The following is a 24,864-nucleotide window of genomic DNA, read 5'->3' on the forward strand; positions in this document are numbered from 1 at the left end:
CGGCGATAAAACGCCCCTCTTTCCGGCGGAAAGAGGGGCAGGGCGATTACTTCAGCTCGTCAACCATGGTGGTTGCCCGACCGATATAGTTGGCCGGGGTCATCGCTTTGAGACGCACTTTTTCCTCTTCCGGCAGGGCGAGGCTGTCAATAAACTGCTTCATCCCTTCCGCGTCCACGCGTTTGCCGCGGGTCAGCTCTTTCAGCTTCTCGTACGGTTTTTCGATACCGTAACGACGCATCACGGTCTGGATCGGCTCAGCCAGTACTTCCCAGTTGTGATCCAGTTCATCCAGCAGGCGATCCTGGTTCAGCTCCAGCTTGCTAATCCCTTTGAGGGTGGACTGATAGGCGATCAGCGCATAGCCGATGCCCACGCCGAGGTTACGCAGGACGGTGGAGTCGGTCAGGTCGCGCTGCCAGCGGGAAACCGGCAGTTTGCTGGCCAGGTGCTGCATGACCGCATTGGCCAGGCCGAGGTTGCCTTCGGAGTTTTCGAAGTCAATTGGGTTCACCTTGTGCGGCATGGTGGAGGAGCCGATTTCCCCGGCGATGGTCTTCTGTTTGAAGTGGTTGAGCGCGATGTAGCCCCACACGTCGCGATCGAAGTCGATCAGAATGGTGTTGAAGCGCGCGATGCAGTCAAACAGCTCAGCGATATAGTCATGCGGCTCGATCTGCGTGGTGTACGGGTTCCACTGAATGCCCAGCGAAGTAACAAACTCTTCGCTGAACTGATGCCAGTCGACTTCCGGGTAGGCGGCGATGTGGGCGTTGTAGTTACCCACCGCGCCGTTGATTTTACCAAGGATTTCCACCTGGTTCAGCTGACGGTACTGGCGCTCCATACGGTAGGCGACGTTGGCCATCTCTTTACCCATGGTGGACGGTGTCGCTGGCTGGCCGTGGGTACGGGAGAGCAGCGGCACATCGCGGTACTGGGTCGCCAGATCTTTTACCGCGTCAATCAGTTTGCGCCAGTAAGGCAGAACCACTTCGTCGCGGGCGGTTTTCAGCATCAGCGCGTGGGAGAGGTTATTGATGTCTTCGGACGTACAGGCGAAGTGAATAAACTCCGACACGGCGTGCAGTTCGGCGATGTCAGCGACTTTCTCTTTCAGAAAGTACTCTACCGCTTTCACGTCGTGGTTAGTGGTGCGCTCGATGGTTTTGATGCGCTCGGCGTCTTCGACGCTGAAATCGGCAACGATTTTGTCAAGGAAACCGTTTGCGTCGGCAGCAAAAGCAGGAACTTCCTTGATCGCTGCGTGGGCGGCCAGTTTTTGCAGCCAACGTACTTCCACCTGAACGCGGAATTTCAGCAAACCGAATTCGCTGAAGATACCGCGCAGCGCGCTGACTTTATCGCCGTAGCGGCCGTCTACAGGGGAAACGGCGGTCAGTGAGGATAATTCCATAGATCACAACTCCGGGGTTAAATGAGCAAGAATTTGCTTTGCCTGGTTAACCAGACGATTACGGGAAAACATAAGCTGGAGACGTCCGCCGCCCACCTGATGCCAGAGCACCGCGGCGCGAATACCCGCCAGCAGCGCTGAGCGAACTTTCGCCTGCACCTGCGGGCTTTGCAGCACGGCAGGGGAGCCGGTCACCTGAATACGCGGGCCCAGCGGGCTTATCACATCGACATAGATGCCCGCCATGGCGCTGAGCAGCGTTTCGGACTGCAGGTCAAAGTGCTCCAGCTGACGGTGCAGGCCGGCGATGCGGTTGCCGAGCGTGTCCATCGCCCCTTTACTGGCGGCGAGCTTGCGCTCCAGCACCATCAGGCTCAGGGTATAGCGGGTGAGTTCCGCATTGAGGCCCTGACGGCTGCTGGTATTGAGCACCCCGAGCAGCGTTTCAAGGCCGAGGCGAAGATTGGCTTCACTGCCACCGAACACCGCCAGCGTCGACTCGGGATCGAGGTCGATGATGCTGTTCAGCGACACATGCAGGGCATCGCTGTCGCAATGTCCCTGATGCGCCAGTTGCTGAACCAGTCGCGCCGCCTGGCAAACGCCAGCCAGCGCCAGGGTGATGTCATAGTAATTCTTCGCCACACATACTCCTTGTCAGCCGCCGGGGCGGTTCGTCCCGGCGGAAATAACGCGCGTTCAGGACTGCAGAGGCAGTCGTTGTTCAATAATTCCGCCGCCGAGACACACTTCACCCAAATAGAATACCGCGGACTGGCCCGGTGTCACCGCCGCGACCGGCTCATCGAAGCGGACTTCGATACGGTCTTCATCCAGCGCGGTAACGGTGCAGGGGATATCGGTCTGGCGATAGCGGGTTTTCACCGTGCAGCGCAGGGTGCCCTGCAGCGGTTCACGGTCAACCCAGTGCAGCTGTTGGGCAATCAGACCGACGGACATCAGGCGCGGGTGGTCATGGCCCTGGGCGACGATAAGAATATTATTCTCAACGTCTTTATCGACCACGTACCATGGATCTTCACTACCCTCTTTGGTGCCGCCGATACCCAGCCCTTTACGCTGGCCCAGGGTGTGGTACATCAACCCCTGATGGGTACCGATCTCCTCGCCGTCGACGGTGAGGATTTTGCCCGGCTGCGCCGGCAGGTAACGGCCAAGGAAATCGCGGAATTTACGCTCGCCGATAAAGCAGATGCCGGTGGAATCTTTTTTCTTCGCGGTGATCAGATCCAGCTCTTCGGCGATCTTACGCACCTGCGGTTTTTCCAGTTCACCCACCGGGAACAGGCTCTGGGCAATCTGCTCGTGGCTGAGGGTATAAAGGAAGTAGCTCTGATCTTTATTGCCGTCGAGTCCGCGCAGCAGCTGGCTTTTACCGTCGACATCGGCGCGGCGCACATAGTGCCCGGTGGCGATGTAGTCGGCGCCGAGGTCTTCGGCAGCAAACTCGAGGAAGGCTTTAAATTTGATCTCTTTATTGCACAGAATATCCGGGTTCGGCGTGCGGCCGGCTTTGTACTCTTCCAGGAAGAGCTCAAAGACGTTATCCCAATATTCGGCGGCAAAGTTAACGGTGTGCAGTTCAATGCCCAGCTTATCGCAGACCGCTTGCGCATCGGCAAGGTCGGCGGCGGCGGTGCAGTATTCCTCGCCGTCGTCTTCCTCCCAGTTCTTCATGAACAGGCCTTCCACCTTATACCCTTGCTGCAGCAACAGGTACGCGGAGACCGAGGAGTCGACGCCGCCGGACATGCCGACGATCACTTTTTTCTGGCTTTCTGACATGGAAATACTCGCTACATTGAACTTCGAGGCGGCGTATTCTAGCACGCGCTCACCGTTCATTCACCCCCTGTGAACGGCCAGTTAAATGCGCCAATCAGCGACAGCGGCTGCCGCGGGTCCTGCAGGTAGCAGCGAATGCTTTCGGCAACCAGCGGCGAGCGCAGGTTTGGCGCGTTAAGAATTTCCTCAGCACTGAGCCACAGGCAGCGATCGATATCGCTGTCGTGCGGTTCAGTGGCGCACGGATCGCTAAGTTCGATAGCGAACAGGAAGCGCAGAAACGGGGTGTTATCGGGAGCCAGCCACTGATGCATGCGGATGAAGTGCTGCGGCGTGGCGCGAATGCCGGTCTCCTCCCACAGTTCACGTTCGGCGGCCTGCAGCAGCGTTTCATTGGCCTCGAGATGGCCCGCCGGCTGGTTCCACAGCGCTTTGCCGTTAATGGTCTCTTCGACGATGAGAAATTTATCCTGGGCGTGAACCACGCAGGCAACGGTGACATGAGGTTTAAACATCGCTTTTCCTTTTCAGTTATTCGGCTTTGCGCCAGTCGCCGTTGGCCAGTCCGTCGAGCGTATAGCCGCCCATGGCGTAGCGGATCAGACGCAGGGTGGGGAAGCCGACGTGGGCGGTCATCCGGCGCACCTGGCGGTTGCGTCCCTCGTAGAGCGTAATTTTCAGCCAGCGGGTGGGAATCGATTTGCGCTCACGAATCGGCGGGTTGCGCGGCCACAGCCAGACGGGTTCCTCCACAAGTTCTACGCCGGCAGGCAGGGTGGGGCCGTCGTTGAGGGTGACGCCGTCGCGCAAGGCGGTCAGCGCCTCGGGCGTGGGTTCGCCTTCCACCTGAACATAGTAGATCTTGCCGGTGCGCTTACCCGGCTGGGTCAGCTTCGCCTGCAGCGCGCCGTCGTTGGTCAGCACCAGCAGGCCTTCGCTGTCGCGATCGAGCCGACCGGCAGCATAGACGCCCGCCACCGGAATAAAATCTTTCAGCGTGCTGCGCCCGGCCTCGTCGGTAAATTGCGGCAACACATCATAGGGTTTATTGAACAAGATCACAGTTTTTGGCTGGCGTTCTTTACGTTGTCTGGTGACTTGTTGTGTGCTGAATCGCTCAACGCGATGTTTTCTAAATGAAGTTTTCTGCATGGTATTTTCAGGCTCTATCAATTGCCGCATTATAGCCTAATTACGAATGCCTTTCATGGACGCAAACATTCAGGTAGTATTGACATGCTCATTACAAATTATTAACAAAAAATTGCTCAAACCGATTCGCACTACAGGCAGGAAGGCGACACGGACGCGATAGCTCCGGTTAGCGGGAAGACCCGGTACTCCGAAGCTGGCCGACTCAGCCAACACCAGGCTCGCGTGAAGAGGGAAGAGCAGAACCAGAAGCGCTCGAAGGAGAGGTTAATGGAAAGCAAAGTAGTAGTTCCGGCGGAAGGTCAAAAAATCACCCTGCAAAACGGCAAACTGAACGTCCCTCACAATCCGATTATCCCGTTCATTGAAGGTGACGGTATCGGCGTTGACGTTACCCCAGCGATGCTGAAAGTGGTTGATGCCGCCGTTGAGAAAGCCTATAAGGGCGAGCGTAAAATTTCCTGGATGGAAGTTTACACCGGTGAGAAATCGACACACGTCTATGGCCAGGATGTCTGGCTGCCAGCTGAAACCCTCGATCTGATTCGTGACTACCGCGTTGCTATCAAAGGTCCTCTGACTACCCCAGTCGGCGGCGGCATTCGTTCCCTGAACGTGGCGCTGCGCCAGGAGCTGGATCTCTACGTCTGCCTGCGTCCGGTACGTTACTACCAGGGCACCCCGAGCCCGGTTAAGCACCCGGAACTGACCGACATGGTTATCTTCCGTGAAAACTCCGAAGATATCTATGCAGGCATCGAGTGGAAAGCCGACTCTGCTGAAGCAGACAAAGTGATCAAATTCCTGCGCGATGAGATGGGCGTGAAGAAAATTCGCTTCCCGGAACATTGCGGCATCGGCATCAAGCCGTGCTCTGAAGAAGGCACCAAACGTCTGGTTCGTGCAGCCATTGAGTATGCGATCACCAACGATCGTGATTCCGTCACTCTGGTGCACAAAGGCAACATTATGAAGTTCACCGAAGGCGCGTTCAAAGACTGGGGCTACCAGCTGGCTCGCGAAGAGTTCGGCGGCGAGCTGATCGACGGCGGCCCGTGGGTGAAAATCAAGAACCCGAACACCGGCAAAGAGATCGTGGTAAAAGACGTGATCGCCGACGCCTTCCTGCAGCAGATCCTGCTGCGTCCGGCGGAATACGACGTTATCGCCTGTATGAACCTCAACGGCGACTACATCTCTGACGCGCTGGCGGCACAGGTTGGCGGTATCGGTATCGCCCCGGGCGCCAACATCGGCGACGAGTGCGCGCTGTTCGAAGCGACTCACGGTACTGCGCCGAAGTATGCTGGCCAGGACAAAGTGAACCCGGGCTCCATCATCCTGTCCGCAGAAATGATGCTGCGCCACATGCAGTGGTTCGAAGCCGCAGACCTGATTGTCAAAGGCATGGAAGGCGCTATCGCCGCCAAGACCGTGACCTATGACTTTGAACGTCTGATGGAAGGCGCTAAACTGCTGAAATGTAGCGAGTTTGGCGACGCGATTATCGCGAACATGTAATCTGGCCCCCAGATTATGTCAGAACGGGAACCTGGTGGTTCCCGTTTTTATTATTAGTTTTCGAACGGTTATCAAAATTTTATCAAAACAAGTTATCAAAACCCCTCCCGAAAAACTTCATAAGGCCACCGTTGTCCACCCCTTCCCTCGATCATCATGGTACCTATCCGTTTGTTGTTGAGTTTTATGTCCAAGTAAATCTTTCGTGTTTATACCCTGGGCTTTATATAACCGCTCGGAAAGCGATCTTTGTTCATGGAAAGTTGCCGGTGTACCTTGTCCCCAGTCGATATCTGCACTGTCTCTTGCCTTGCTGAAATTCATGGTCAGTGTTCTGGGTTTCACCTGTGCTCCTCGCTCAGCCTGTGAGGTGGTTCTAAAGAAATGAACCAAATAAGGGCTTACTGCATAATCCCGGCAACGACTGATTACATCTCGGAGGCTCCAGTTGATTGCGTTGCAACGCAGAGCTAATGGTATAGCGATTTTGCTTCCGGTTTTCTCTTGTTCAACGTGTAGATGATCGTCCCAGATGTCCGAGAATTTCATACGGGATATATCACCTAGTCGCTGTCCTGTTACTATGGCTAAAAGCATGGCGTTCCCCATGTATTTGTGATTTTCATCGGCTATATCAAAAATCTTTTGCCATTCCTCAAGAGTGAGGCGCTGGCGAGTGATCTTTCTACGAGGTTGTTTAGTTGCTAGTGCAGGGTTATAACCAGGAGGTACTTCTCCCGCATGCTGAGCTTCTTTAAAAACATCTATTAGGACAGAGCGAATGACCTGAGCCATTCTGGGTTGTCCCTCCGCTAAATATTCATCAAGAATTTGCGCAACATCTCGAACATTGACAGCGGATATTAATTTCATTCCTACCCGCTCCTTAAGCAGAGATACTGGTTTTGCTTTTTGTTTGATAGTGTTTTCTTTAATATCTCCGGACTTTAATCTTTCTTGCTGAATCTTCCAGTAACGTTCAAGCCAGGTGTTAGTTGATATTGATTTTCCTGAGCTGGTGGAAATTCTGTCAGTGATTGCCATTATCTGGCGGGTTTGTTGTTCCGCCAGTCTTTTATTTGCTTCAATAGCTATTGCCGTGGCCTCTGCTTCATCTGTTCCTAGACTATGAAACTTACCAGTTATCGGGTGCTTATAACGCCAGTATACTTTATTAACCTTTCTACTGTAGAGCGGGTATAAATTTGGAATAGATATATTATTTTTACGTGGTCTGGCAGCCATCGTTCAAAATCCTCTGCAAAAGAACAGGGTCGCTTTTCTTTACTACAGGAGTGGTCAATGTACCGACCAACTCAGCATCCTCCCTGACGCGCCAGAATCGACCTTCTTTTTTGGCTGGGGGAGAAAACATATTCTGTTTAGCATAATTCCTGAGAGTGGAAACGCTTGGAGGATTGCTTCTATATTTCTCGTTTGCCCACTCTTCAAGGGTTAACATCTGAAGCATGTGTTTTACCTCATTATGGCCCATTGCTGGGCCAGTATCTGAAAATAAAAAATCAGTTTTGCATCAATTTTTGCAGCACCTGATTGCCGGCAATTATTCGCTGCCAGATCGCTGATACATAGCGGGCCTGATGAATAGCATCAGCGAGGGCATTGTGACGAGACCCTTCAAACGGGATCGTTGTTTTGGGGTCGAAGCTAATGGCCTGGCCGAGCTCTACCATTGTTCGTACGTCCCGATCGTTCCAGTATTCCCACGGATAATCTTCAGCAATGCAATCGTAAGAAGAACGCAGAATAGAGTTGTCGAATGACGCACCGTTACCCCATACCTGCGCCTTTTTGCTCCCACCAGCGACATTATCAGAAACAAATTCTCTGAACTGGAGTAATGCATCCTGCAACGGGATAGCATCATCATTTACGATCGCAGAGCGTGCTTCGGAGGACTGCTTAAGCCACCAGATAACAGTAGAGGGATCGATTACGGCGCCCCAGTTCACAGAGGATTCAAGGCATACGACTTTATAGAAACTTTCTCCAATAGAGCCGGTTGCCGGGTCAAAAACAACCGCACCAATAGCGACGATAGGGGCGTTATGTTTTTTACCCATGGTTTCCAGATCAACCATAACGTGAACATAATCAATTGGCTGATCTTCATCCTTATTATGATGACCGGATTCAATATCTACAGCATCCATTTGATGAACAACTTCATCTGTTTTTTCTTTTTGGTTAACCTTGCCCTTAACATCAACAAGACCGTCAATGGAAAATACTCCGTCCCCAATTTTTGAAACTTCAGGCTGCCTGGTCTTGGTAAGGTCTTCGGTTACCCACTTCGGATCCGTAGGGTCGCTAATCCCTTCAACATATTCGCCGCGCTCGGAGGCCAGAACCTGATTAGCGTCTGGACGTTGCTTTTGAGCCTCTTTTACCAGTTCGGTACCAACTGCTTTAAAGTCGGAGGAGAGTGTTTCCAGGTTTGCGCTGCTATCCTCTCCGGCGATTGCTTGGTTTATTGCATCCAGAGTGACTGCTGCAGATGGAATATGCCCCGCCTTGGCAAGCGTTTCAGCGCTCGGGGTATCATGCTTATGTTCAGTCAGATTCGCGTTGATGTAGCCACGCAACCGATCTGGAAAAGGAGTTATTCCACTGGATGCTTCCCTGATCAGTGCAAAAATCGCTGCACGGGAATAATCAAGGATGCCTGGTGTGCTCCGTAATGCTGCAGACCATTCTTTAAATGGACTTTCTTTCTTCTGTACTATTTCCTTCGCGCGGCGGTGGACTGATGCCGGAAAATTATAGATATCAAAATCCATAGGCATCGTCGCAAGGGCGATCTCTATATCCAGAGTATCCAGCGAATGCTGATAATCCGGATTGCGGTCAGTTTTGTTTCCGCCACCAGCATTGGCGCCGCTATCGGTTTTGTTTATTGAGGTGATATAGTTTCCAGCAGCCCATTCCTTGGTAAGGATCCCGCGGTCAATGTGTGACGTTTCAAGCCACAATTTGGCGAACTGAATTTGCTTGCCGAGCTCATGGCGTTTCCCCACAGGAAATACGCTCTTAAATACACTGGTAAATTTCCACAGGCCAGGCATATCATATTTTTTAAGCTCCGGAATATTTTCTGCCGTCAGCAGCAGATTCTGCACACCGTGATTATCCGTATCCATTTCCATCGCTGAAAGGCGGTTTCGATGAGGAATGCTAATGTGATATACGTGACGTTCGTCGGCCATATACTGGGCAAGCAGCTGCGTGCGGAATGACATTTCTGCCAGGTTGAAGAGTGCTTCTTCATTGTTCGAATAGTCCTCTTCATCGCTATTTGCAGGAGAGATATCGTTTTCTGGTTTACTGGAGGGCTGTGGTTCAGCAGCCGCCGGCGCAACGATTTTTTGCCATGTCAGCCCGTCTTCACCACCAAGCTCGTAACGATCGCACCAGGTGTCATCCAGTACACCTTCTTCCGGTAAGTCATCAACGATGAGCCAGTTGGTGCGGATCGGCAGCTGATGGCTGGCGCCGCGGCCAACGTTAATTTCAGCGTCTTCCAGGATGTCCAGGATTTTGCGCTCGGCGCGAGAATCGGATTTAGCAGAGAACCAGCAGAAGAGACTTTTCGCTTCGTTTGCTTTTGCCTTCGCTTTAATGAGATACGGGTAGTTGTTCATTGCGTTTGGGCTCCTTTGGATTGTAAGATACCCGGCAGCTGATGGCAGCCGCCCTGGTGGTGGTCATTGGTCAAAACTCGATTCCGGAAAGCTTTGGTCGGCTGACCGGGTACTTAACCCGCCTTGCGCGGGTTTTGTGCTTTATGGGGCTGGCGAATCGCCCCGTAGCAGCTGTGATACGCGAACGTCGTCAAGCGCTCGCAGGATAGGCTCAAAAGTTTTATGGGCTGGCAGTTTAGATACCGCAGTGATCACTTCTGTAACGGTGATGTCATCGCCGCGGGGGCTATAACCACCACCTGGGCCACGCTGTGAAATAACCAGGTTACCCGCCCGCAGCTTTTTGAAGATCTGCTCAAGGTATGAAGTAGACAGCTTTGACTCTTTACTGATGGCCGTCAGTGAAACGGGCGAGCCGTCATAGAGCTTATTCAAAGTGGCGGCGGCCTGGACAGATGCCAGAACGCGTTTCATTCCAAATTCCATAATCACTTCTCCGGCCGTAACGGCCATTGGTCAAAACTCGATTCAAAAACTCACTGCAGGCTGTTGGTCGTCAGCCATGTTTTGTGCATTTCGGTAGGGGAGGCACTGGCCCTGTACTTTTTGTTCATCGGCGTTGCTGTTGCAACTGGCCTCTGATGGATAAACACCGATCAGAACATCAGAGCATTCACCAGTGAGAGCACAAACGCTGATGACAAGGGCAAACAGGGTATTCATGCCTCAGCCTCAGGGTTTCCTTTCTGCGCCAGCAAGTAACACAGCTGACGTAGTCTCACCTCGAACCAGTTCAGGCGGGTCGCCTGGTTCCCGGTAGGTACTCGGGCAAAATCCTTCATAGTTATCTCCAGTTAACTCAGTATTAGGATGTGGTTTTGCAATGCGGCGCCGGGTGCCTCCCGGTGACGGCAGCCAGTTAACAACTACCGCCGACAACTTTTTCCCCACAACGTGTGAATAACCGCCATGTTTACTTTTTTAACTGTGTCGCGTGCGCATAGCCGCATTCACCGCATTGAAAAGCCTGATAGTCGTCATGCCTGTCTTTTCACCACTTCAGGCTCGGTGGTATTCTTGGCGCTCTCACACAGCCAAATAAAAGAGAGCAAAATGTCTCGTAGCCCTATACCTGTCTTCTGGTACGAAAATCCCGCTCACTACGAAGAATTCCAAAAAATCCTTTCAGATGCTTACGTCCTTCCCTTTGACTACCACGACTGGCGTATCCGCACCGATAGCATGGTGGAGCGCTACGAAAACAGCGGTATCCAGGCTGTGAAGGTGGTAGCCAGCACTTACGATTTCATCACCTGGTGCCAGGCCCATGGACGTGATATCAGTACCAAAAGCTGCAATGATTACGCGGTCTCCGAATCGGGCCTCCAATTCCTGCGCGACAGAGAGTTTGATTGGGGAGACGAGTAAAAAGTAAATTTTCCCTATCTTGGATATATCTATTCTCATAGTGATGCCCTATCTCATGCCTGTAACGCCGGCCGGCGGAACGTTATAACCTGCTGCGAATTCTTCTTGTCGTCATCTCATCCGGTGTTTCGTATGCCGCCGGCAGCTACTACGTGGGCTTCCTGCCTCGATGACGTCATAGGACGGAGATAGTATTATCGATATAAACTACAGCTGTCAATTAAAACTGATGATTTAAATTTCAGAATTGGATGTGAGGTGGGGAGCAGGCACAAAAAAACCGCCCGAAGGCGGCGCTTATGAAGGGGGGGAAGGCTGTTCTAGTCTTTCTTTCGTTTCATTAAATATTCGTTCATGAAAGCATCGAGTTCTTCCAACCTTAACTGCATTAACCCGACGAATCGTTCTTGCTCCACTTGAGGAAGCTGATCGTAAATTTCTATGAGCTTTTTGGTCTCCGGGGTAAGGACATAGATATCTTCCGATCTTGGCGGCTGCAGCGTCTCTTCGTCTTCATCTGTCATGAAAAACCAATACAAAGGTTTTCCTGTTATATCAGGAAGTTGCTCAAGCATTTCTTTTCTGGGAAGGATTCCAGCCTGACACCAGCCATTCACTGATTGGGATGTCGCACCGATCCTCCGCCCCAGTTCTGATTGAGACATTCCTATCTCATCTAAGACTCGTTGCAGTCGAACACCAAAGTTCATCTTCATCCACCCAAACAAACACATGAGAAAGATTATACAGATTTTTTCTTCAGGCCTCATATCGAATGATTTGACACTATCGAAATAAACTGATTAAACTGTAATTCAAATTTACAGTTTTTAGTGGAGCAACGTATGAAGCCATCACTTCAAAAAAAATTACTTGCCGTGTGTAGCCAATCGGAAATCGGACGGCGGCTTAATCGGCGAGCACAAACAGTAAATGGTTGGTTCAAACATAAAGTTCCCGGCGAGTTGGTTCTGAAAGTCAGTAAGGCATTGGAGTGGAAAGTTACTCCGCATGAACTCAGACCAGATCTCTACCCAAACCCAACGGATGGATTACCGAAGGAGTAAGCATGCAAACCATCTCTTTTAAAAATCATAACCCGGTAATGGGCCTGCAACTGAACTCAGAAAATCAGTTTTCCGGTCTACGCCGGGCTCGGATGAAGAGTAGAGCAATTTTTGCTGCCGTTCAGGAATGGGAGTCGACTTTACCTGGACGTGCACAGGACCACATCGCGCAGCTGGTGGATGAGCAATGGAGAAAACAAAACGGTCGCGGAATAAACGTCAATAAACAGAATCTGTACCGCTACCTGAAAAACGAATCCGGATCAGAGAAGTACACCAGCTACGTCATGCAGCTTTCAGGAGCGATCGCTGATGCGATGCCTATTGAGATTGCGCGCAAACACGGATTGAAACGTGGATTGACTGAAAGCGAGCTGGTGGCTCAAGCAATCAAAGAGTGTAGCGAAGCGCACCAGGCAAAATTGCTTGGTGCTCCGTTGCAGAAGTTAGAGCGTGAAATTCGGGAGGCAGCAATTGCACTTTTTAACATGCTTCCTGCAGATGCGGCGGGACCACTTCTGGCGAGCATTAGCGCCGTAGCGCCGCAGTTTTTCTAATCGAGTTTTGACAATGACCACCAGCACCAGCTGGTTAATAAGAGGTTTCAGATGGCCCGCATCAGAACAGTTAAACCTGAATTCTGGACAGATGAGAAGGTGGTGGAATGTTCAATTCCAGCGCGTCTCCTGTTTATCGGGTTGTTCAACTTCGCCAACGATATGGGATGCCTTGAGCGTTCGCCAAAACGGTTGAAGATGCAAATCTTCCCTGCGGACGCGCTCGATTGCGAACCACTAATACAGGAACTGATTACTCATGGATTACTCACTGAGTATTCAGTGAATGATGTCTGCTATTTGCAGATTAAAGGTTTCCTTAAGCATCAAAAAATAAACAGGCCTTCGGCCTCAAAAATACCTCTTCCGCCAGAATTCACTGAGTCTAAGGCAGGAAAGGAAGAAAAGAGAGCTCCTAATCAAGGAGGGCTCAGTGAGGACTCAGTGAATCCTCATGGAGGACTCACTGACGGAAAAGGAAGGGAAGGGAAAGGAAAAGGATCAAACCCCACTCTCTATGCGCAGGAGAGAAATTTTCCCCAGCAACCTCAGTATCTGCCTGGAGTGGATATTCCGATCGGGAAATTCGCCATGCACGACCTTTGGCTGCCGTCACAGGACTGGCCGCGGCTGGCTGCTACCTGGGGTATAGCGCTTCCCGAACCGGCATACCTGCCGACAGAGCTGGCAGAGTTCATCGCGTACTGGAAATCCGAGGGGAAAGTGTTCACTCAGATTCAGTGGGAGCAGAAATTTGCCCGCAGCGTGATAAGTGCCAGAGCCAAATCTAAACCACAACCAGCAACCGGAGGTAAAGACCATGCAGGAATTCAACCAGTTAACACCGCATCCCGGGCTGTTCAGGAAATTCAGGCAGCCAGAGAGCGCTGGGAAAAGCAAAACGGACTTGCTGGCGGCGGATACGGCTTGGCGGCTATGGACGGTAATGGGGGAGATATTCTCGAACCGGTGGACCCAGAAGAACGGGGCGGCGCCCTCGGATATGTGGATTGCCCAGATTGGATCGATGAGTGATGCCCAGATTATGCTGGTCTGCAGGCAGTGTATGGAGCGCTGTGCGGCGGGAAACACATGGCCGCCGGATCTTGCTGAGTTCGTTGCGCTGGTGTCAGCCAGCGGTGCTAATCCATTCAATCTGACATCCGATGCAGTGATGGCGGAGTACAAACGCTGGAGAAACGAATCTTATCGATACTCGGGCAGCGACAAATACCCATGGAAACAGGATGTTCTGTATCACATTTGCATTGAGATGCGCAGAACTGGAGTTGAGAGGAACCTGACGGAGGGAGAGCTGAAAAAACTGGCAGAAAACTTACTCACGAAATGGACCAAACACCTGGCTAACGGGTTTTCGATTCCCCCGATTCGTCGGCAGTTGGCAGCACCGAGGCATCCAGCAGGGCCGACGCCAGCGCAGGTTCTGATGGAAGAGTACAAACGCCGCAAGGCGGCAGGTTTAACCAAGTAAACGAGTTTTGACCATGACCAAACAATCAAAAACCAAAGTAACCAAAGCACAGATGGTGCTTGCCATCGTTAGCCGGACGCCAGAATGCGTCCTGCAGGATGTCTGCGATGCGCTGGACTTGCAAGCCAGTACAGCAGGTAACTTGCTGCGGCAGCTCCATGCCGCGGGAAAACTCCATCGTACCCATAACGGCTACCAGTATGTCTATCGAGTGGTTGCTGGCGTTAAGGTTCCCGATGTTGCCGTGCCGCAGGCTGCAACACAATTATCTGAAGAAGATGTGAAAAAAGTCCAGGACGCACTGTCCCTGGCGAAGACCCTGGAAGACAAAAAGCTGTGGCGCCGGGCTGCGACTGTTTACACATCGATGCTTGGAATGACGACAACAGCAAACGAGCTCAGGTTACTTGCCAGAATGCGCAACCGATGCCTACGCAATGCAGCGAGGTATTGATTATACCAAAAAAAGTAATTGTAACTGGCCCGAGATGTTCAGGTTAAATCCATATGCCCGGTGAAAGGCAAAGCTGAAATGTTCGTTAAGAGCATGAAACGGAAGTTCTGGCATAGTTGCATCAATATTTATAAAAGGGATAACCGATTCGCATTTTCACTTCAGTGAGCACTTAGTTACAGAAGACTAGAAGCGAATTTACCCTATGCAGGAACGCGCACAAAAATTTTTAATATTGCGTGCCTGAATGATGCCGCAGGAGTATGGTTAGTGATACCTTATAAACACTAAGTCTTTATCAATACAGGGCAGCATACTTATGGTACCTCGCTAGATCTGTATTGACCATTTACAGTGGATGCTCTGAATACGTAGATAGAAATTCATCTGGAACGAGGTAAGGTATGCCGAGAAAAACTTTTTTTTCTTTTCACTATCAAGAAGATGTATGGCGTGCGTGGAATGTCAGAAACAGCTGGGTTGTTCCTAAAGAGAAAGAATCTGAGGGATTCTATGATGCTAGCGTTTTCGAAGCATCACAGAAGGAAGGTGACAACGTTCTGAAAGATTTTCTACGCGACGGGCTAAAAAACACATCGGTTACTTGCGTTTTGGCTGGTCAGTACACTGCTAGCAGACGTTGGGTTCGATATGAGATTGTACGCAGCGTTTTGAAGAAAAATGGCCTACTGACAGTTGATATTCACGGCGTAAAAAACAGTATGCAGGTTTTGGGGGTAAAAGGAACTGATCCACTTTCCCAAGTTGGGGTTTACTGTTCGAATGGACTGATTTACTTTGCTGAAATTAAAAATAATAAGTGGGTAAAGTACGAGGACTATACCTTGGCTATTCCTGCATCCGACCTGTGGTTTGAAGCCCCTACTACCTTAGCCGTAACGAGAATCTCAGACCATTGTCTGAGATATGATTACGCAGCTCAGAACGGCAGAGAAAACATATCCGCGTGGATTGAAGCAGCTGCCGTAGTTGCTGGCCGCTAGTCTATGCGCTCCTCCTCTTTGCTGGAGGAACTCTCGATGAACGGTCGGATATGCGCGACGCCTTATTCTGAATAAGATGTTTGGCTTAGAGCAATCAATGATGCCTTTAGATAAATATGGGTGCTTAGAGTGATAATTAAACAACGTCTGGCGGGCGTGCGAATCCACCTATCCGGCTCGAATAAGGAGCATAACGAAGATATTGCCAATTTTGTTAGCAAACTGGCGGCAAAAATCTTCAGCGAAGGGGGATCAATAGTGCATGGCAGTCACCCTTCATTTATCGCTCCACTAAAAAAAGCAGCAGAAAATTTTATTGATGCAGGTGGAGACAAAGGTGCACTCACACTAGTTCGAGCAAAAAGCTTTGCTACAGCTCAGTATGCCGCTGAAATCGAGGAGCAACAAATGTATGCGGCTGTCGAGATAGTACCGGCAGAGTTCGAAGAGGGAAATCCGAAAAGTGGTTTGACTCCCATGCGCGATTGGATGGCCGATCGTTCAGATGCGATTGTCTGCGTCGGTGGCGCCTGGTGGGATGTCAATAAAACGAATGCTGGTGTGCCCAATGAACTAGATACCATGCTGGAGCTTGGAAAGCCTGGATTTGTGGCCGCAGGTTTTGGCGGCGCGATTGCTGGCTATCTCAATGAAGATCCGTCGCTATTAAGACGTCTGAAAAACGGACTAAGTCAGGAAGATAACGAAGTCATTGCGCGTTGCACTAATGTTGATTCGGTTGTCGATCTGATTGTCGAGCAGCTCAAAAATTTGCCCCTCTCACGAAGGAATGTAACTCAAGGCCGAAATTTCCGAATTTTGGCTTTAGACGGTGGCGGACTGAGAGGCACATTTACTGCAGCTGTGCTAGCCAAGTGGGACGATATGCTCAAAGCTGGTGGCGGAAATGGCATCATCTCTCATTTCGATTTAGTTGCAGGTACATCGACTGGCGCTATCCTTGCCATCGGTCTAGCCCTTGGTCTGAACCCAAGTGAAATTCTGGCTTTTTACGAAGAAAAGGGCCCTAAAATTTTTCCTAAGGATCGAAAGCTGAGACATTGGCTCAAATCCAAGCATGATTCAACCACATTGCGACAGCTACTTACAGAGGTGTACGGTGAAAAGACACTGGCTGAAGATTCATGCTGTCGTTTGGTCATACCTACGGTAAGAGCGAAGCAGGGACAAGCAGAAGCGATAGTAACGCCTCACAGTCCAGATCGTACTGCGTATCGCGATATCTCTGCAGTCGATGCGGCCTTGGCTTCGTCAGCAGCACCAACATTCTTCGACGAGTCGACATGGGAGGGGCCAATCGCCCTCGAAACGTTCCTTGACGGGGGAGTTTGGGCAAACAATCCTATTTTGCCTGCACTTGCGGAAGCTGTCAGATACCTAAAAATTCCACTGGATCGTATCGATGTGCTGAGCATTGGAACACTCAGCAGTGAAAGCGATTTTACTGACCAGTTGGGGAAGGGCAAAGCCGGATGGGCACCTCATAGCGCTGACCTGTTTTTTGCTGCACAGGAGCACGGTGCACTCGCACTTGCTGAAAGTTTCCTAGGACCCACTCGTCATTTGCGTATCAACCAACAAACCCCTGCCGAAATCAAGCTTGATGACAGAGAGGCAATTCAGGAAATGGCTGCACGTGGGAATGAAGCAGGAAAAGAACACTTTGCAGAAGTGCGCTCAAGGTTTTTTGATGGTCGGCATGCAGATGAATGGGTGCGTTTTTAACCGGCACTTTGCGAGAAATCAGTACACATAATCCTAAGCTCCTTTGCATAAATGGGGGTTGTATGTTCCTGGACTTGAAAATTGAAAATGTCGTTGCGCTCGATTCAGAATGGAGTGATTCTGACGTCGCATCCTACAAAGCGAAAAATGACCACATTGCCATCAGGCTTGAAGAGTACCTGATGAATGGTAACAACCTGCTGGATGCAGAGAAAATCCAGCAAAGCGTATTCCCAGAGACGGAGATTGACGTATTCATTTCCCACTCACATAACGATGAAGATCAGGCTATTCGTATTGCTTTAAGCCTAGAAAGAATTGGCCTGAAGCCTTTCGTCGATTCATGCGTTTGGGGCTTCGCTGATGAGTTGCTTCAGGAGATTGATAACAAATTCTGTATCCCTACAGGTTGGGAAAATTATAGCTACGCACTGAGGAACAGAACGACAACTAATGTTCACTTAATCTTAAACGCAGCGCTCCAGCAGATGATCCATCGCTCTGAGCTTTTCGTTTTCTTAGGCACGGAAAGTTCGATCAAAATTGATGAATACATGTCGGATAGGGAGCGACTTTCCTCTCCCTGGATTTTCTCCGAACTTATGTTTGCACGAAATGTGAAACGAACAGTGCGCAAGCGACTCGAATACGGGATGGGTATGGAGGGTTATCGGAAAATAGAAGAAGCCGCGTTTGATAGTAAACACGCTGAGTTTAGATACATACTCCCTCAATCCACTTACTCAATGGATTATGAACAGTTTATGAAGTGGCTAAGCTCCTATACCCTGCCGGATGACTCCGATTTCATTAGGAGGCTCAGCGGGCTCCATCATGTTGATAAGCTTTATATGGAACTGGGGGTCGATGAGAAGCTACTAAAGGCACCCCGGATGTAGCTTAGAAACTACACCGTTTGACGATAACTGTAATTGCATAAAAGGGCAACCATGCTTCCTATCTATCAGCTTGCTGTTATAGGCTCCCCTTCAGACGAGCAACTGCGCGATTTGGAGGATGCGGTTAAAACTGCAGTGGAGATGTACGGGCTACGACTCGGTCAGGAGATCAGTTGGGAAATAGCTCCTGATATGTTTACACCAAATCAGTTGAGAGCGAGCGCGGTTGTTTTTTTTGGAGGAGAGGGCATAGAACACCCAAGTTTACCGAGCTTGCTTCGCAGCGGTACTCCTGTAATTCCAATTGTATCCGATCTACGACATGTAGCTGCGGAGATTCCTGAGCTGCTGCGACCGCTGAACTGTCTGGCCTACGCAAATGGTGGTGCTAAGCGTGTCTCGATAGCTCTTCTTGAATGCGCTGGATTGCTTCCGAAACAACGAAGGGTCTTCGTAAGCTACCGCCGGGATGAAGCCAGAGTTGCCGCGCTCCAGATGTTCGATGCTCTGTCAGAGCGCCATTTCGACGTATTCCTTGACACTCATAGTATTGCGCCAGCAGAAGATTTTCAGACCATGTTGTGGCATAGACTCTGCGATTCTGACGTGCTGTTGATGCTAGATACTCCTGACTATTTTAATAGTCGTTGGACATCAGCTGAGTTTGGGAGGGCTCTCGCGAAAGGTATAAGTGTTCTTCGAGTCGCTTGGCCTGAAACGAAGCAGTCTCGTGGATTGGGTACTGCAAGCCTTGCTGAGTTAGCTGAAGGCGAGTTGGACGGCGGAACAGGACATATCGAGAATTCCGCTATCGACCGCATTTGTCTACAACTTGAGGCGGTGCGCAGCAAAAGTCATGCTGTGAGGACTATCAACCTAGTCAGCAATTTGCGTATTGGAATTGAGGCAATAGGTGGTGAAGTCATTGGTATGGGAGTGGGGCGGGAAATCAAAGTTCGTCTGCCCACAGGACGAATTATAGTGGTTTACCCGACGGTCGGGGTCCCGACGTCATCAACCATGCACCAAGCCTCAATGAACTATCCAGATGAATCAGTTGCTATACTGTATGACCATGTGGGGCTACATCCTCAGTGGCTGAATCATTTGGATTGGCTCGGCTCGCACATCCAGGCAACGAAGTGGGTGAAAGCATGCGAGGCCGGCTGGCAGTTTGCAGATTGGGAGGTTTAAAAAGTGGATTCTATTTTTCTTTCAGCAAGCGTCCCGGTCAATGGGCGAGGTGATTATTACGAAACTGCTGATCCGTTCCTGATTCAGTGTGCTGTACGTGAGTTTGCCATCGCGGTCGTAAGAAAAATGAAAATCGTATGGGGGGGGCACCCTGCCATAACACCCATGATCTGGAGCATTTGCGAAGATCTGGGCGTCGATTACACTCGCTCCGTAGTATTGTACCAGAGCCGATTTTTCGAAGGCCAGTATCCTGAAGAAAATGAGCGATTCGACAATGTCGTTTACACCGATGCAGTGCCTGATGATCTAGCCGGCAGCCTACATCTTATGCGGCAGGAAATGTTGTCTCGATGTGACTTAGTTGGCGCAGTCTTTGTAGGGGGGATGGAGGGAGTTCAGGTTGAGTATGAGCTATTTAAGCAATTTCATCCTGACGCAATAATTCTACCGGTCGCCGCCCCTGGAGGCGCAGCACTGAGACTAGCAAGGGATCATAGCTACTTAGATGGAGGCCGTCTGGGAGACGTGGATTTCGCATCTTTATTTGATCGTTATCTTAATAAGATACTGGGCTCTCAATCCGATTGACAAGCCATATGGTGGCTTAGGGTTGATCGGCTACGCGTCGGTGGATAGAGGGAGATAAAGGAAGAGGTTGCTAGGGAAATGCAGTAAAAGTTGTTGTCACTATTCGGTTCAAACGTCTTCAGGATAGCTCCCAGAATAACTCTGGCGCTGATTGTATCTTACCCTGCGATGCAGTCATGCTCAAAAATGACACACTGTACGCCTTTAGCTGATCTTTCATACAGGAAAATCTAATATTCTAGCTCCTCATAGGGCGCTCATCTTAGTTAGTGTTATCTTTTGAGGAAAAAAGATGTATGGCTCGTAACGTCACAACCGCAGAGCTAAGAAACATTTCAGCTAGCAGCTCTCAAGCTACTCGCGATAACGTATTCAAATCTTTGGCTGCTACGGCTTCGATGAGTACGTTTCTATCTCACTCAAGCAAAGACAAGGAAATTCTACCTGGGGCGATTCAGGTACTTCAGAATCATGGAGCATCTGTGTACATTGATGAAATTGATCCCGAAATGCCGCCATATACGTCCGAAGAAACAGCAGCTTTACTTAAACAACGTATTGCGCAGACGAAAAGATTCGTGCTCCTTACTACCAAAAATAGCAAGGAAAGTCGTTGGGTACCTTGGGAGTTAGGCATCGCTGACGGTGCTAAAGGGCTCTCAAAAATTGCAATATTTCCTGCCTCGGATACTGCACACGACGATAGCTGGGTTAGTTGGGAGTACCTAGGGCTTTACCAAAGAGTAGTCTGGGGTTTATTGAAAGGATATCCTCTGGAACTTTGGATGGTGCTTGATACAAAAGCCAATACAGCTGTTCCATTAAGAGCTTGGTTATCGGGGTACTGACTGCAATTCGATGACATGATATGCACATTGGCTTGACTTACCCCATCTTGATAACCATCCCGCAATTTGATTAATACCATCAATCGTAATAGTTTTCTGCACCGCAGTGAGGAACAATTGTCGCAGGAAGAACACCTGACAGGTTGCTTTCAGGCGTGTCCTTAACCAGCTTAATGAATTGGAGTGCGTGCCCGAGATGGAAACTTACCTATCAACTGCGTTTTAAACCGCGAAAATGACAAAATTCCTGTAATTTAAACCTCGATCCGCCACGGCGAATTTTGCCATTCATGGAGAAAAAATCAATCTAAACATGGAGATGGATTAGCGAAAAGTAGCATTAAGGGCTTGAACATTTTATCTAAGAGGTATACTGTGTATTTGTACAGTATTTTCGTAAGGAGCTAGTTATGAAAGTGGAAATCACAATTGATCGCCAAAAAAAATTGCCGGATGGCGCTGTGCCTGCTCTGGAGAAGGAGCTACTGCGGCGATTGGATCAAAACTTTAATAACTGCAGTCTTGTGATTCGTCGGGCCAGCTCTGATGGATTGACCGTGCTTGGTGGAATGGACGGAGATAAAAAACGTGTAGAGGAAATCCTGCAGGACACCTGGGAAAGCGCTGATGACTGGTTCTGTTAAGTTGAGGTCCAGTAGCTTGCCTGGTTTATTTTGAGGATTTTACTGTGAGTAAAAAACAAGAAATGCCGAACACCGGCTATGCAATTATCAGATGCGACGATGGGGTGATCGTTGCTCGTCTTACATCCTTTCCTGTGTGCGAGCGCGCTTTAATGTACCGGCGCGGCGACACTGTTTCGTTTATGCCTTTGCAGCCGGATGAGATCGTGGGGACTCTCTCTCTTTTTTCACAGATGATTGAAAAGGCTAAGTCTGGAGTTGGTTACCAGGTTCCCCCTGGTTCTGTTACAATCCCGTCATAGGCCTGAACAACCTATACCTGCTGCGTCGCGGAGAGAAACCATGACGCAAACCCCCGAAGTATCAAAATCCCATCAGACTGGTGCTCCTTCATCGAGCGCCGGTTTGGTTTCGTCTTCAAAACTAACTTTTCGCCAGCAGGAAGTTTTCGATCTGCTGGTGGCCTACATCAATCAGCATGGCTACCCACCTACGCTATCTGAGCTGGCCGATATGCTCGGCGTTAGCTCGTCTAATGCGGTCCTGTTGCATCTACGTGCGTTAGAGAGAAAAAATTTTATAAAACTCTCTCGCCGTGTCTCCAGAGGAATTTCCATCGTCGGGCGAAAGGAGCCTATGCTCGCCGTGCAGCTGCTGCAGGAAATGATCGCTGAAGAACCCGGAGCGCGGGAAAGAGCGATTGAGTTTTTGCAACTGTTCGGTGATCAGCCATGAAGAAAAGTTGGTTTTTACACGAGCAACTTTCAGAGGCTGAGGCTACAGAGCTGGTGGAGCGATACCGTAAAAATAACTGTGTGGTTGAGAAGAGCTTATCCAGAGACTTTGCATCGTGGGAGATCCGCGTGTTGTTGCCGGAATCGAAGAAGCCGCCACGGATTGACAGGACCTACATACAGAAGATGTGGAGGGACTGATGCGAGCTTTGCTTAACGTGGATATTGCACGCCATCTTGGAATTGTGCTGCTTAAGCCGGGTAGTGAATTAATGCCGTTATTCGGTGCCGGCCGGGTTCTTGTTGAAATGCCGCCGGCAAATATGAAAAAGATACCCAGTGGACGTCTTCCTGATGCCCGGCAGCCGTTGCGGGATGATATGGGGATCAGACCTTTTTTCATGAAGAAGGCAGTTATCACTGCAGCTGGTGGGGTTAGTGCCCTCGAGGCGTGGTTGCGTAGGCAAGTTAAAAACTGTCAGTGGACACATTCCGATTACCATCACCATGAGCTTGTCCCATTTCGCCATTCGACGGGTGTAATAATCGCATGCTGGCACTGTGATAATGAGCTTAAAAACCAAACGGAACAAACCCTCGATCAACTGGTAGGTGTTAATAACGCTGACTGGGTAATCGACACTGCCCGCATCGCTCTTGGTCTGGACGCTCAGCGCTCATTGTCACTAGCGGAGCTATGCTGGTGGGCGGTAGTCGCCGGGATTGGCGATGAAATTACAGAAGAAATGGCGCGCCGATCCCTGCGTATTAAAGACGATAACATTAAATCGGTTTACAGGGAGAGTGAGATTGTTCCGTCGGTACCGGCCACCAGTATTCTTTCTCCCCGTCTCGAAAAAACAATCAAGCCAAGGGCAATAACCACGCCGGGCAAACCTCTGGTTCCTGTGAACGTCGATCCTGTTGCACCGGCGACACTATTCGCGAGACCTAAGCGGAGCCGATGGTTATCAGCTGACTTTATCTCATGGGTTAAAAAACAGCCGTGTATGTGCTGCGGGCAGCCTGCAGATGATGCACACCACCTTATTGGCTGGGGGCAGGGCGGCGTAGGCACCAAGGCCCACGATATTTTTACGATCCCATTATGCCGCAAGCACCACCGTGCTTTGCACCATGACCCTGCCGCTTTTGAGCGTGAATACGGCACCCAGCCGGTATTGATTATTAAATTGCTGGACCGGGCATACGCGCTCGGCGTTCTTTCCTGAGGAGCTTTAAAAATGAGAGATATGTACGAAATATTGGACCGCTGGGGAGCTTGGGCGGCATCTGACAATAGTGGTGTTGACTGGCAACCCATTGCTGCTGGGTTTAAAGGTTTGCTACCTCATGGAAAGAAAACACGCCAGCAATGCGATGATGATGAAGGTATCATGATTGACGGTTGTGTAGCGCGATTGCGGAAATATAAGCCAGAAGAGTATGAGTTAATTATTGCTCATTTTATTATCGGAATCTCCTTACGTAGCATCGCTAAGAAACTTAAATGCTCTGATGGTACCATCAGGAAAGAATTGCATAATGCCATGGGGTTTATTGAAGGGGTTTTAATGATGCTTTAGACTAGCTGGAGCTAGGGCTCCAGCTTAAATTTTGATAAAAACATTTCCTATTGACTCAGCCATTTTTGGCGGAACAGCATTACCTATTTGTTTCGCCTTAGATAGCATGGAGCCTTTAAAAATGTAATCTATTGGAAACGTTTGAAGTAGGGCCGCCTCCCGAACAGAAATAGCTCTGTCTTGTTCGGGATGTCCAAACCGGCCGTTTGAGTAACTAATGCATCGTGTAGTTAACCCACTTGCTGGTTTATCCCATGCCAAACGCCCATAAACGTCGCTATGACCTGTATGCTTCTTGTGGCATTCAAGCAAAAGTTCTCTTGGCCAATATTCTCGTCCTTTACCTTCAGGGGTGCATCTAATTCGTTTTAAATTCAGCTCTGAAAGTTTTGCACTAACATGGTCTTTCACCAACGGATGAGATTCCCCGGCTTCAATAGAGGGTATGTTACCAATCCAATCTCTAACCGTAGCGAATGGAATATCAGTTCCATTATGAGTGCGCTCCGGTAAATGAATTTGAGATTCAAGAGAGGCCATTAAAACAAATCTTTCACGCGTTTGCGGAACACCATACCATAATGCTGGAATAACGCCATAAACAAGATTGTAATTCCTATTTTTTAGAATAGAAATAAAACCATAGAGAGGACCGTCATTTACATCCACTTTTTGTAAACCAGGCACATTTTCTATCAATACATAATCGGGTTCGTAGAATTCGACAAAGCGACCGAATTCTGATAACAAACCTCTTCTGGGATCTGAAGTGGTTTTATTCTGATTTTGCTTTGAAAAAGGTTGGCATGGAGCGCACCCGCAGAACAGAATCTTTGCATCTTTTTTTGCCGTTTCAACTAATTGAGAGATGTCAGCAACATCAACTGACCTAATGTCATCATTGATGAATACGGCATCAGGATTGTTAGCCTTAAAGGTTTCGCTTGAGTCATAATCAAAATCTAGGCCAAAAACAATCTCACAACCAGCAGTTTTTAGACCTTGGCTAGTGCCACCGCAGCCAGAGAAAAAATCGAAAACTCTGATCTTTTTGCTCATTAT

At 49.8% G+C, this 24,864-nt stretch carries 30 protein-coding genes; 18 read left to right on the top strand and 12 right to left on the bottom strand.

What is annotated here, in order from left to right; genetic code table 11:
• Positions 1–46: 46 nt before the first annotated feature.
• Genes purB through rluE form a run of 5 tightly spaced genes read right to left on the bottom strand, consistent with a single transcriptional unit; the run spans position 47 to position 4,405 of the window.
• Positions 47–1,417, bottom strand: coding sequence for an adenylosuccinate lyase (purB, locus tag CE636_RS25175; RefSeq protein WP_004150804.1), 1,371 nt, complete (start codon positions 1,415–1,417; stop codon positions 47–49).
• A gap of 3 nt (positions 1,418–1,420) precedes the next feature.
• Complete coding sequence (hflD, locus tag CE636_RS25180; protein WP_004140557.1) at positions 1,421–2,062, bottom strand: high frequency lysogenization protein HflD; 642 nt, start codon at positions 2,060–2,062, stop codon at positions 1,421–1,423.
• Positions 2,063–2,116: 54 nt separating this feature from the next.
• Positions 2,117–3,223, bottom strand: coding sequence for a tRNA 2-thiouridine(34) synthase MnmA (gene mnmA, locus CE636_RS25185; RefSeq protein WP_012542211.1), 1,107 nt, complete (start codon positions 3,221–3,223; stop codon positions 2,117–2,119).
• Between the two features lie 56 nt (positions 3,224–3,279).
• Positions 3,280–3,738, bottom strand: coding sequence for an NUDIX hydrolase (locus CE636_RS25190; RefSeq protein ID WP_004206639.1), 459 nt, complete (start codon positions 3,736–3,738; stop codon positions 3,280–3,282).
• Positions 3,739–3,754: 16 nt separating this feature from the next.
• On the bottom strand, positions 3,755–4,405 hold the full coding sequence (gene rluE, locus CE636_RS25195) for a 23S rRNA pseudouridine(2457) synthase RluE (protein WP_017898965.1): 651 nt from the start codon (positions 4,403–4,405) through the stop codon (positions 3,755–3,757).
• A 240-nt stretch (positions 4,406–4,645) separates the two neighbouring features.
• On the opposite strand from rluE, the gene icd reads away from it, so the two are divergent.
• Positions 4,646–5,896, top strand: a complete 1,251-nt coding sequence (gene icd, locus CE636_RS25200) for an NADP-dependent isocitrate dehydrogenase (protein ID WP_004150800.1) — start codon at positions 4,646–4,648, stop codon at positions 5,894–5,896.
• Positions 5,897–6,013: 117 nt separating this feature from the next.
• Here the strand turns inward: icd and CE636_RS25205 are convergent, their stop codons facing one another.
• The 5 genes from CE636_RS25205 to CE636_RS25225 all read right to left on the bottom strand — a co-directional run bounded on the left by CE636_RS25205 (position 6,014) and on the right by CE636_RS25225 (position 10,281).
• Positions 6,014–7,141, bottom strand: coding sequence for a site-specific integrase (locus CE636_RS25205; protein ID WP_017898966.1), 1,128 nt, complete (start codon positions 7,139–7,141; stop codon positions 6,014–6,016).
• A complete protein-coding gene (locus CE636_RS25210) occupies positions 7,122–7,367 on the bottom strand; it encodes an excisionase (RefSeq protein ID WP_012542206.1) in 246 nt (81 codons plus the stop codon). The genes CE636_RS25205 and CE636_RS25210 overlap by 20 nt, the downstream gene beginning before the upstream one ends.
• 52 nt (positions 7,368–7,419) lie before the next feature.
• Positions 7,420–9,558, bottom strand: coding sequence for an exonuclease (locus CE636_RS25215; protein ID WP_025999127.1), 2,139 nt, complete (start codon positions 9,556–9,558; stop codon positions 7,420–7,422).
• A 141-nt stretch (positions 9,559–9,699) separates the two neighbouring features.
• Positions 9,700–10,044, bottom strand: a complete 345-nt coding sequence (locus tag CE636_RS25220; protein ID WP_014228879.1) for an Rrf2 family transcriptional regulator — start codon at positions 10,042–10,044, stop codon at positions 9,700–9,702.
• A gap of 42 nt (positions 10,045–10,086) precedes the next feature.
• A complete protein-coding gene (locus CE636_RS25225) occupies positions 10,087–10,281 on the bottom strand; it encodes a DUF1482 family protein (RefSeq protein WP_016160636.1) in 195 nt (64 codons plus the stop codon).
• A 246-nt stretch (positions 10,282–10,527) separates the two neighbouring features.
• On the opposite strand from CE636_RS25225, the gene CE636_RS25235 reads away from it, so the two are divergent.
• A complete protein-coding gene (locus tag CE636_RS25235; RefSeq protein WP_227661664.1) occupies positions 10,528–10,986 on the top strand; it encodes a hypothetical protein in 459 nt (152 codons plus the stop codon).
• A gap of 320 nt (positions 10,987–11,306) precedes the next feature.
• On the opposite strand, the gene CE636_RS25240 is transcribed toward CE636_RS25235, so the two are convergent.
• Positions 11,307–11,651, bottom strand: a complete 345-nt coding sequence (locus CE636_RS25240; protein WP_223168509.1) for a transcriptional regulator — start codon at positions 11,649–11,651, stop codon at positions 11,307–11,309.
• A gap of 180 nt (positions 11,652–11,831) precedes the next feature.
• Here CE636_RS25240 and CE636_RS25245 point away from each other — a divergent pair, with 180 nt between their 5' ends.
• From CE636_RS25245 to CE636_RS25325, 16 genes are all read left to right on the top strand, one after another.
• Positions 11,832–12,053 (top strand): transcriptional regulator, encoded by a 222-nt coding sequence (locus CE636_RS25245; RefSeq protein ID WP_004147982.1) that lies wholly within the window; start codon positions 11,832–11,834, stop codon positions 12,051–12,053.
• Between the two features lie 2 nt (positions 12,054–12,055).
• Positions 12,056–12,610, top strand: a complete 555-nt coding sequence (locus tag CE636_RS25250; protein ID WP_017898969.1) for a toxin YdaT family protein — start codon at positions 12,056–12,058, stop codon at positions 12,608–12,610.
• A gap of 51 nt (positions 12,611–12,661) precedes the next feature.
• Positions 12,662–13,645 carry a DnaT-like ssDNA-binding domain-containing protein gene (locus CE636_RS29455; protein ID WP_017898970.1) on the top strand — a complete coding sequence of 328 codons (984 nt, stop codon included), beginning with the start codon at positions 12,662–12,664 and terminating at the stop codon, positions 13,643–13,645.
• On the top strand, positions 13,557–14,102 hold the full coding sequence (locus CE636_RS25260; protein WP_162889620.1) for a replication protein P: 546 nt from the start codon (positions 13,557–13,559) through the stop codon (positions 14,100–14,102). The genes CE636_RS29455 and CE636_RS25260 overlap by 89 nt, the downstream gene beginning before the upstream one ends.
• A 13-nt stretch (positions 14,103–14,115) precedes the next feature.
• Entirely contained in the window at positions 14,116–14,556 is a 441-nt protein-coding gene (locus tag CE636_RS25265) for a PerC family transcriptional regulator (protein WP_017898972.1), read from the top strand.
• Between the two features lie 404 nt (positions 14,557–14,960).
• Positions 14,961–15,560, top strand: coding sequence for a TIR domain-containing protein (locus tag CE636_RS25270; RefSeq protein WP_017898973.1), 600 nt, complete (start codon positions 14,961–14,963; stop codon positions 15,558–15,560).
• A 129-nt stretch (positions 15,561–15,689) separates the two neighbouring features.
• Complete coding sequence (locus tag CE636_RS25275; RefSeq protein WP_017898974.1) at positions 15,690–17,306, top strand: CBASS cGAMP-activated phospholipase; 1,617 nt, start codon at positions 15,690–15,692, stop codon at positions 17,304–17,306.
• Positions 17,307–17,368: 62 nt separating this feature from the next.
• Positions 17,369–18,205, top strand: coding sequence for a toll/interleukin-1 receptor domain-containing protein (locus CE636_RS25280; RefSeq protein ID WP_017898975.1), 837 nt, complete (start codon positions 17,369–17,371; stop codon positions 18,203–18,205).
• 33 nt (positions 18,206–18,238) lie between these two features.
• Positions 18,239–19,399: a toll/interleukin-1 receptor domain-containing protein gene (locus CE636_RS25285; protein WP_228258408.1), complete on the top strand. Its 1,161-nt coding sequence runs from the start codon at positions 18,239–18,241 to the stop codon at positions 19,397–19,399.
• Positions 19,400–19,402: 3 nt separating this feature from the next.
• Entirely contained in the window at positions 19,403–19,990 is a 588-nt protein-coding gene (locus tag CE636_RS25290) for a hypothetical protein (RefSeq protein ID WP_017898977.1), read from the top strand.
• Positions 19,991–20,286: 296 nt separating this feature from the next.
• The gene (locus CE636_RS25295; RefSeq protein ID WP_017898978.1) at positions 20,287–20,838 is read left to right on the top strand and encodes a toll/interleukin-1 receptor domain-containing protein; all 552 of its coding nucleotides are present in this window, start codon (positions 20,287–20,289) and stop codon (positions 20,836–20,838) included.
• Positions 20,839–21,248: 410 nt separating this feature from the next.
• On the top strand, positions 21,249–21,482 hold the full coding sequence (locus tag CE636_RS25300) for a DinI family protein (RefSeq protein WP_012542186.1): 234 nt from the start codon (positions 21,249–21,251) through the stop codon (positions 21,480–21,482).
• A 62-nt stretch (positions 21,483–21,544) separates the two neighbouring features.
• A complete protein-coding gene (locus CE636_RS25305; protein WP_050597314.1) occupies positions 21,545–21,784 on the top strand; it encodes a hypothetical protein in 240 nt (79 codons plus the stop codon).
• Between the two features lie 40 nt (positions 21,785–21,824).
• The gene (locus tag CE636_RS25310) at positions 21,825–22,217 is read left to right on the top strand and encodes a LexA family transcriptional regulator (protein ID WP_017898979.1); all 393 of its coding nucleotides are present in this window, start codon (positions 21,825–21,827) and stop codon (positions 22,215–22,217) included.
• A gap of 199 nt (positions 22,218–22,416) precedes the next feature.
• Complete coding sequence (locus CE636_RS25320; protein WP_017898981.1) at positions 22,417–23,448, top strand: DUF968 domain-containing protein; 1,032 nt, start codon at positions 22,417–22,419, stop codon at positions 23,446–23,448.
• Positions 23,449–23,460: 12 nt separating this feature from the next.
• Positions 23,461–23,802 carry an antiterminator Q family protein gene (locus tag CE636_RS25325; RefSeq protein ID WP_017898982.1) on the top strand — a complete coding sequence of 114 codons (342 nt, stop codon included), beginning with the start codon at positions 23,461–23,463 and terminating at the stop codon, positions 23,800–23,802.
• 24 nt (positions 23,803–23,826) lie between these two features.
• Here CE636_RS25325 and CE636_RS25330 read toward each other — a convergent pair whose 3' ends face one another.
• The gene (locus tag CE636_RS25330; RefSeq protein WP_071600377.1) at positions 23,827–24,861 is read right to left on the bottom strand and encodes a DNA cytosine methyltransferase; all 1,035 of its coding nucleotides are present in this window, start codon (positions 24,859–24,861) and stop codon (positions 23,827–23,829) included.
• Positions 24,862–24,864 lie beyond the last annotated feature (3 nt).

It is taken from the genome of Klebsiella sp. LY, assembly GCF_004010915.1.
Classification (GTDB): Bacteria; Pseudomonadota; Gammaproteobacteria; order Enterobacterales; family Enterobacteriaceae; genus Klebsiella; species Klebsiella quasipneumoniae.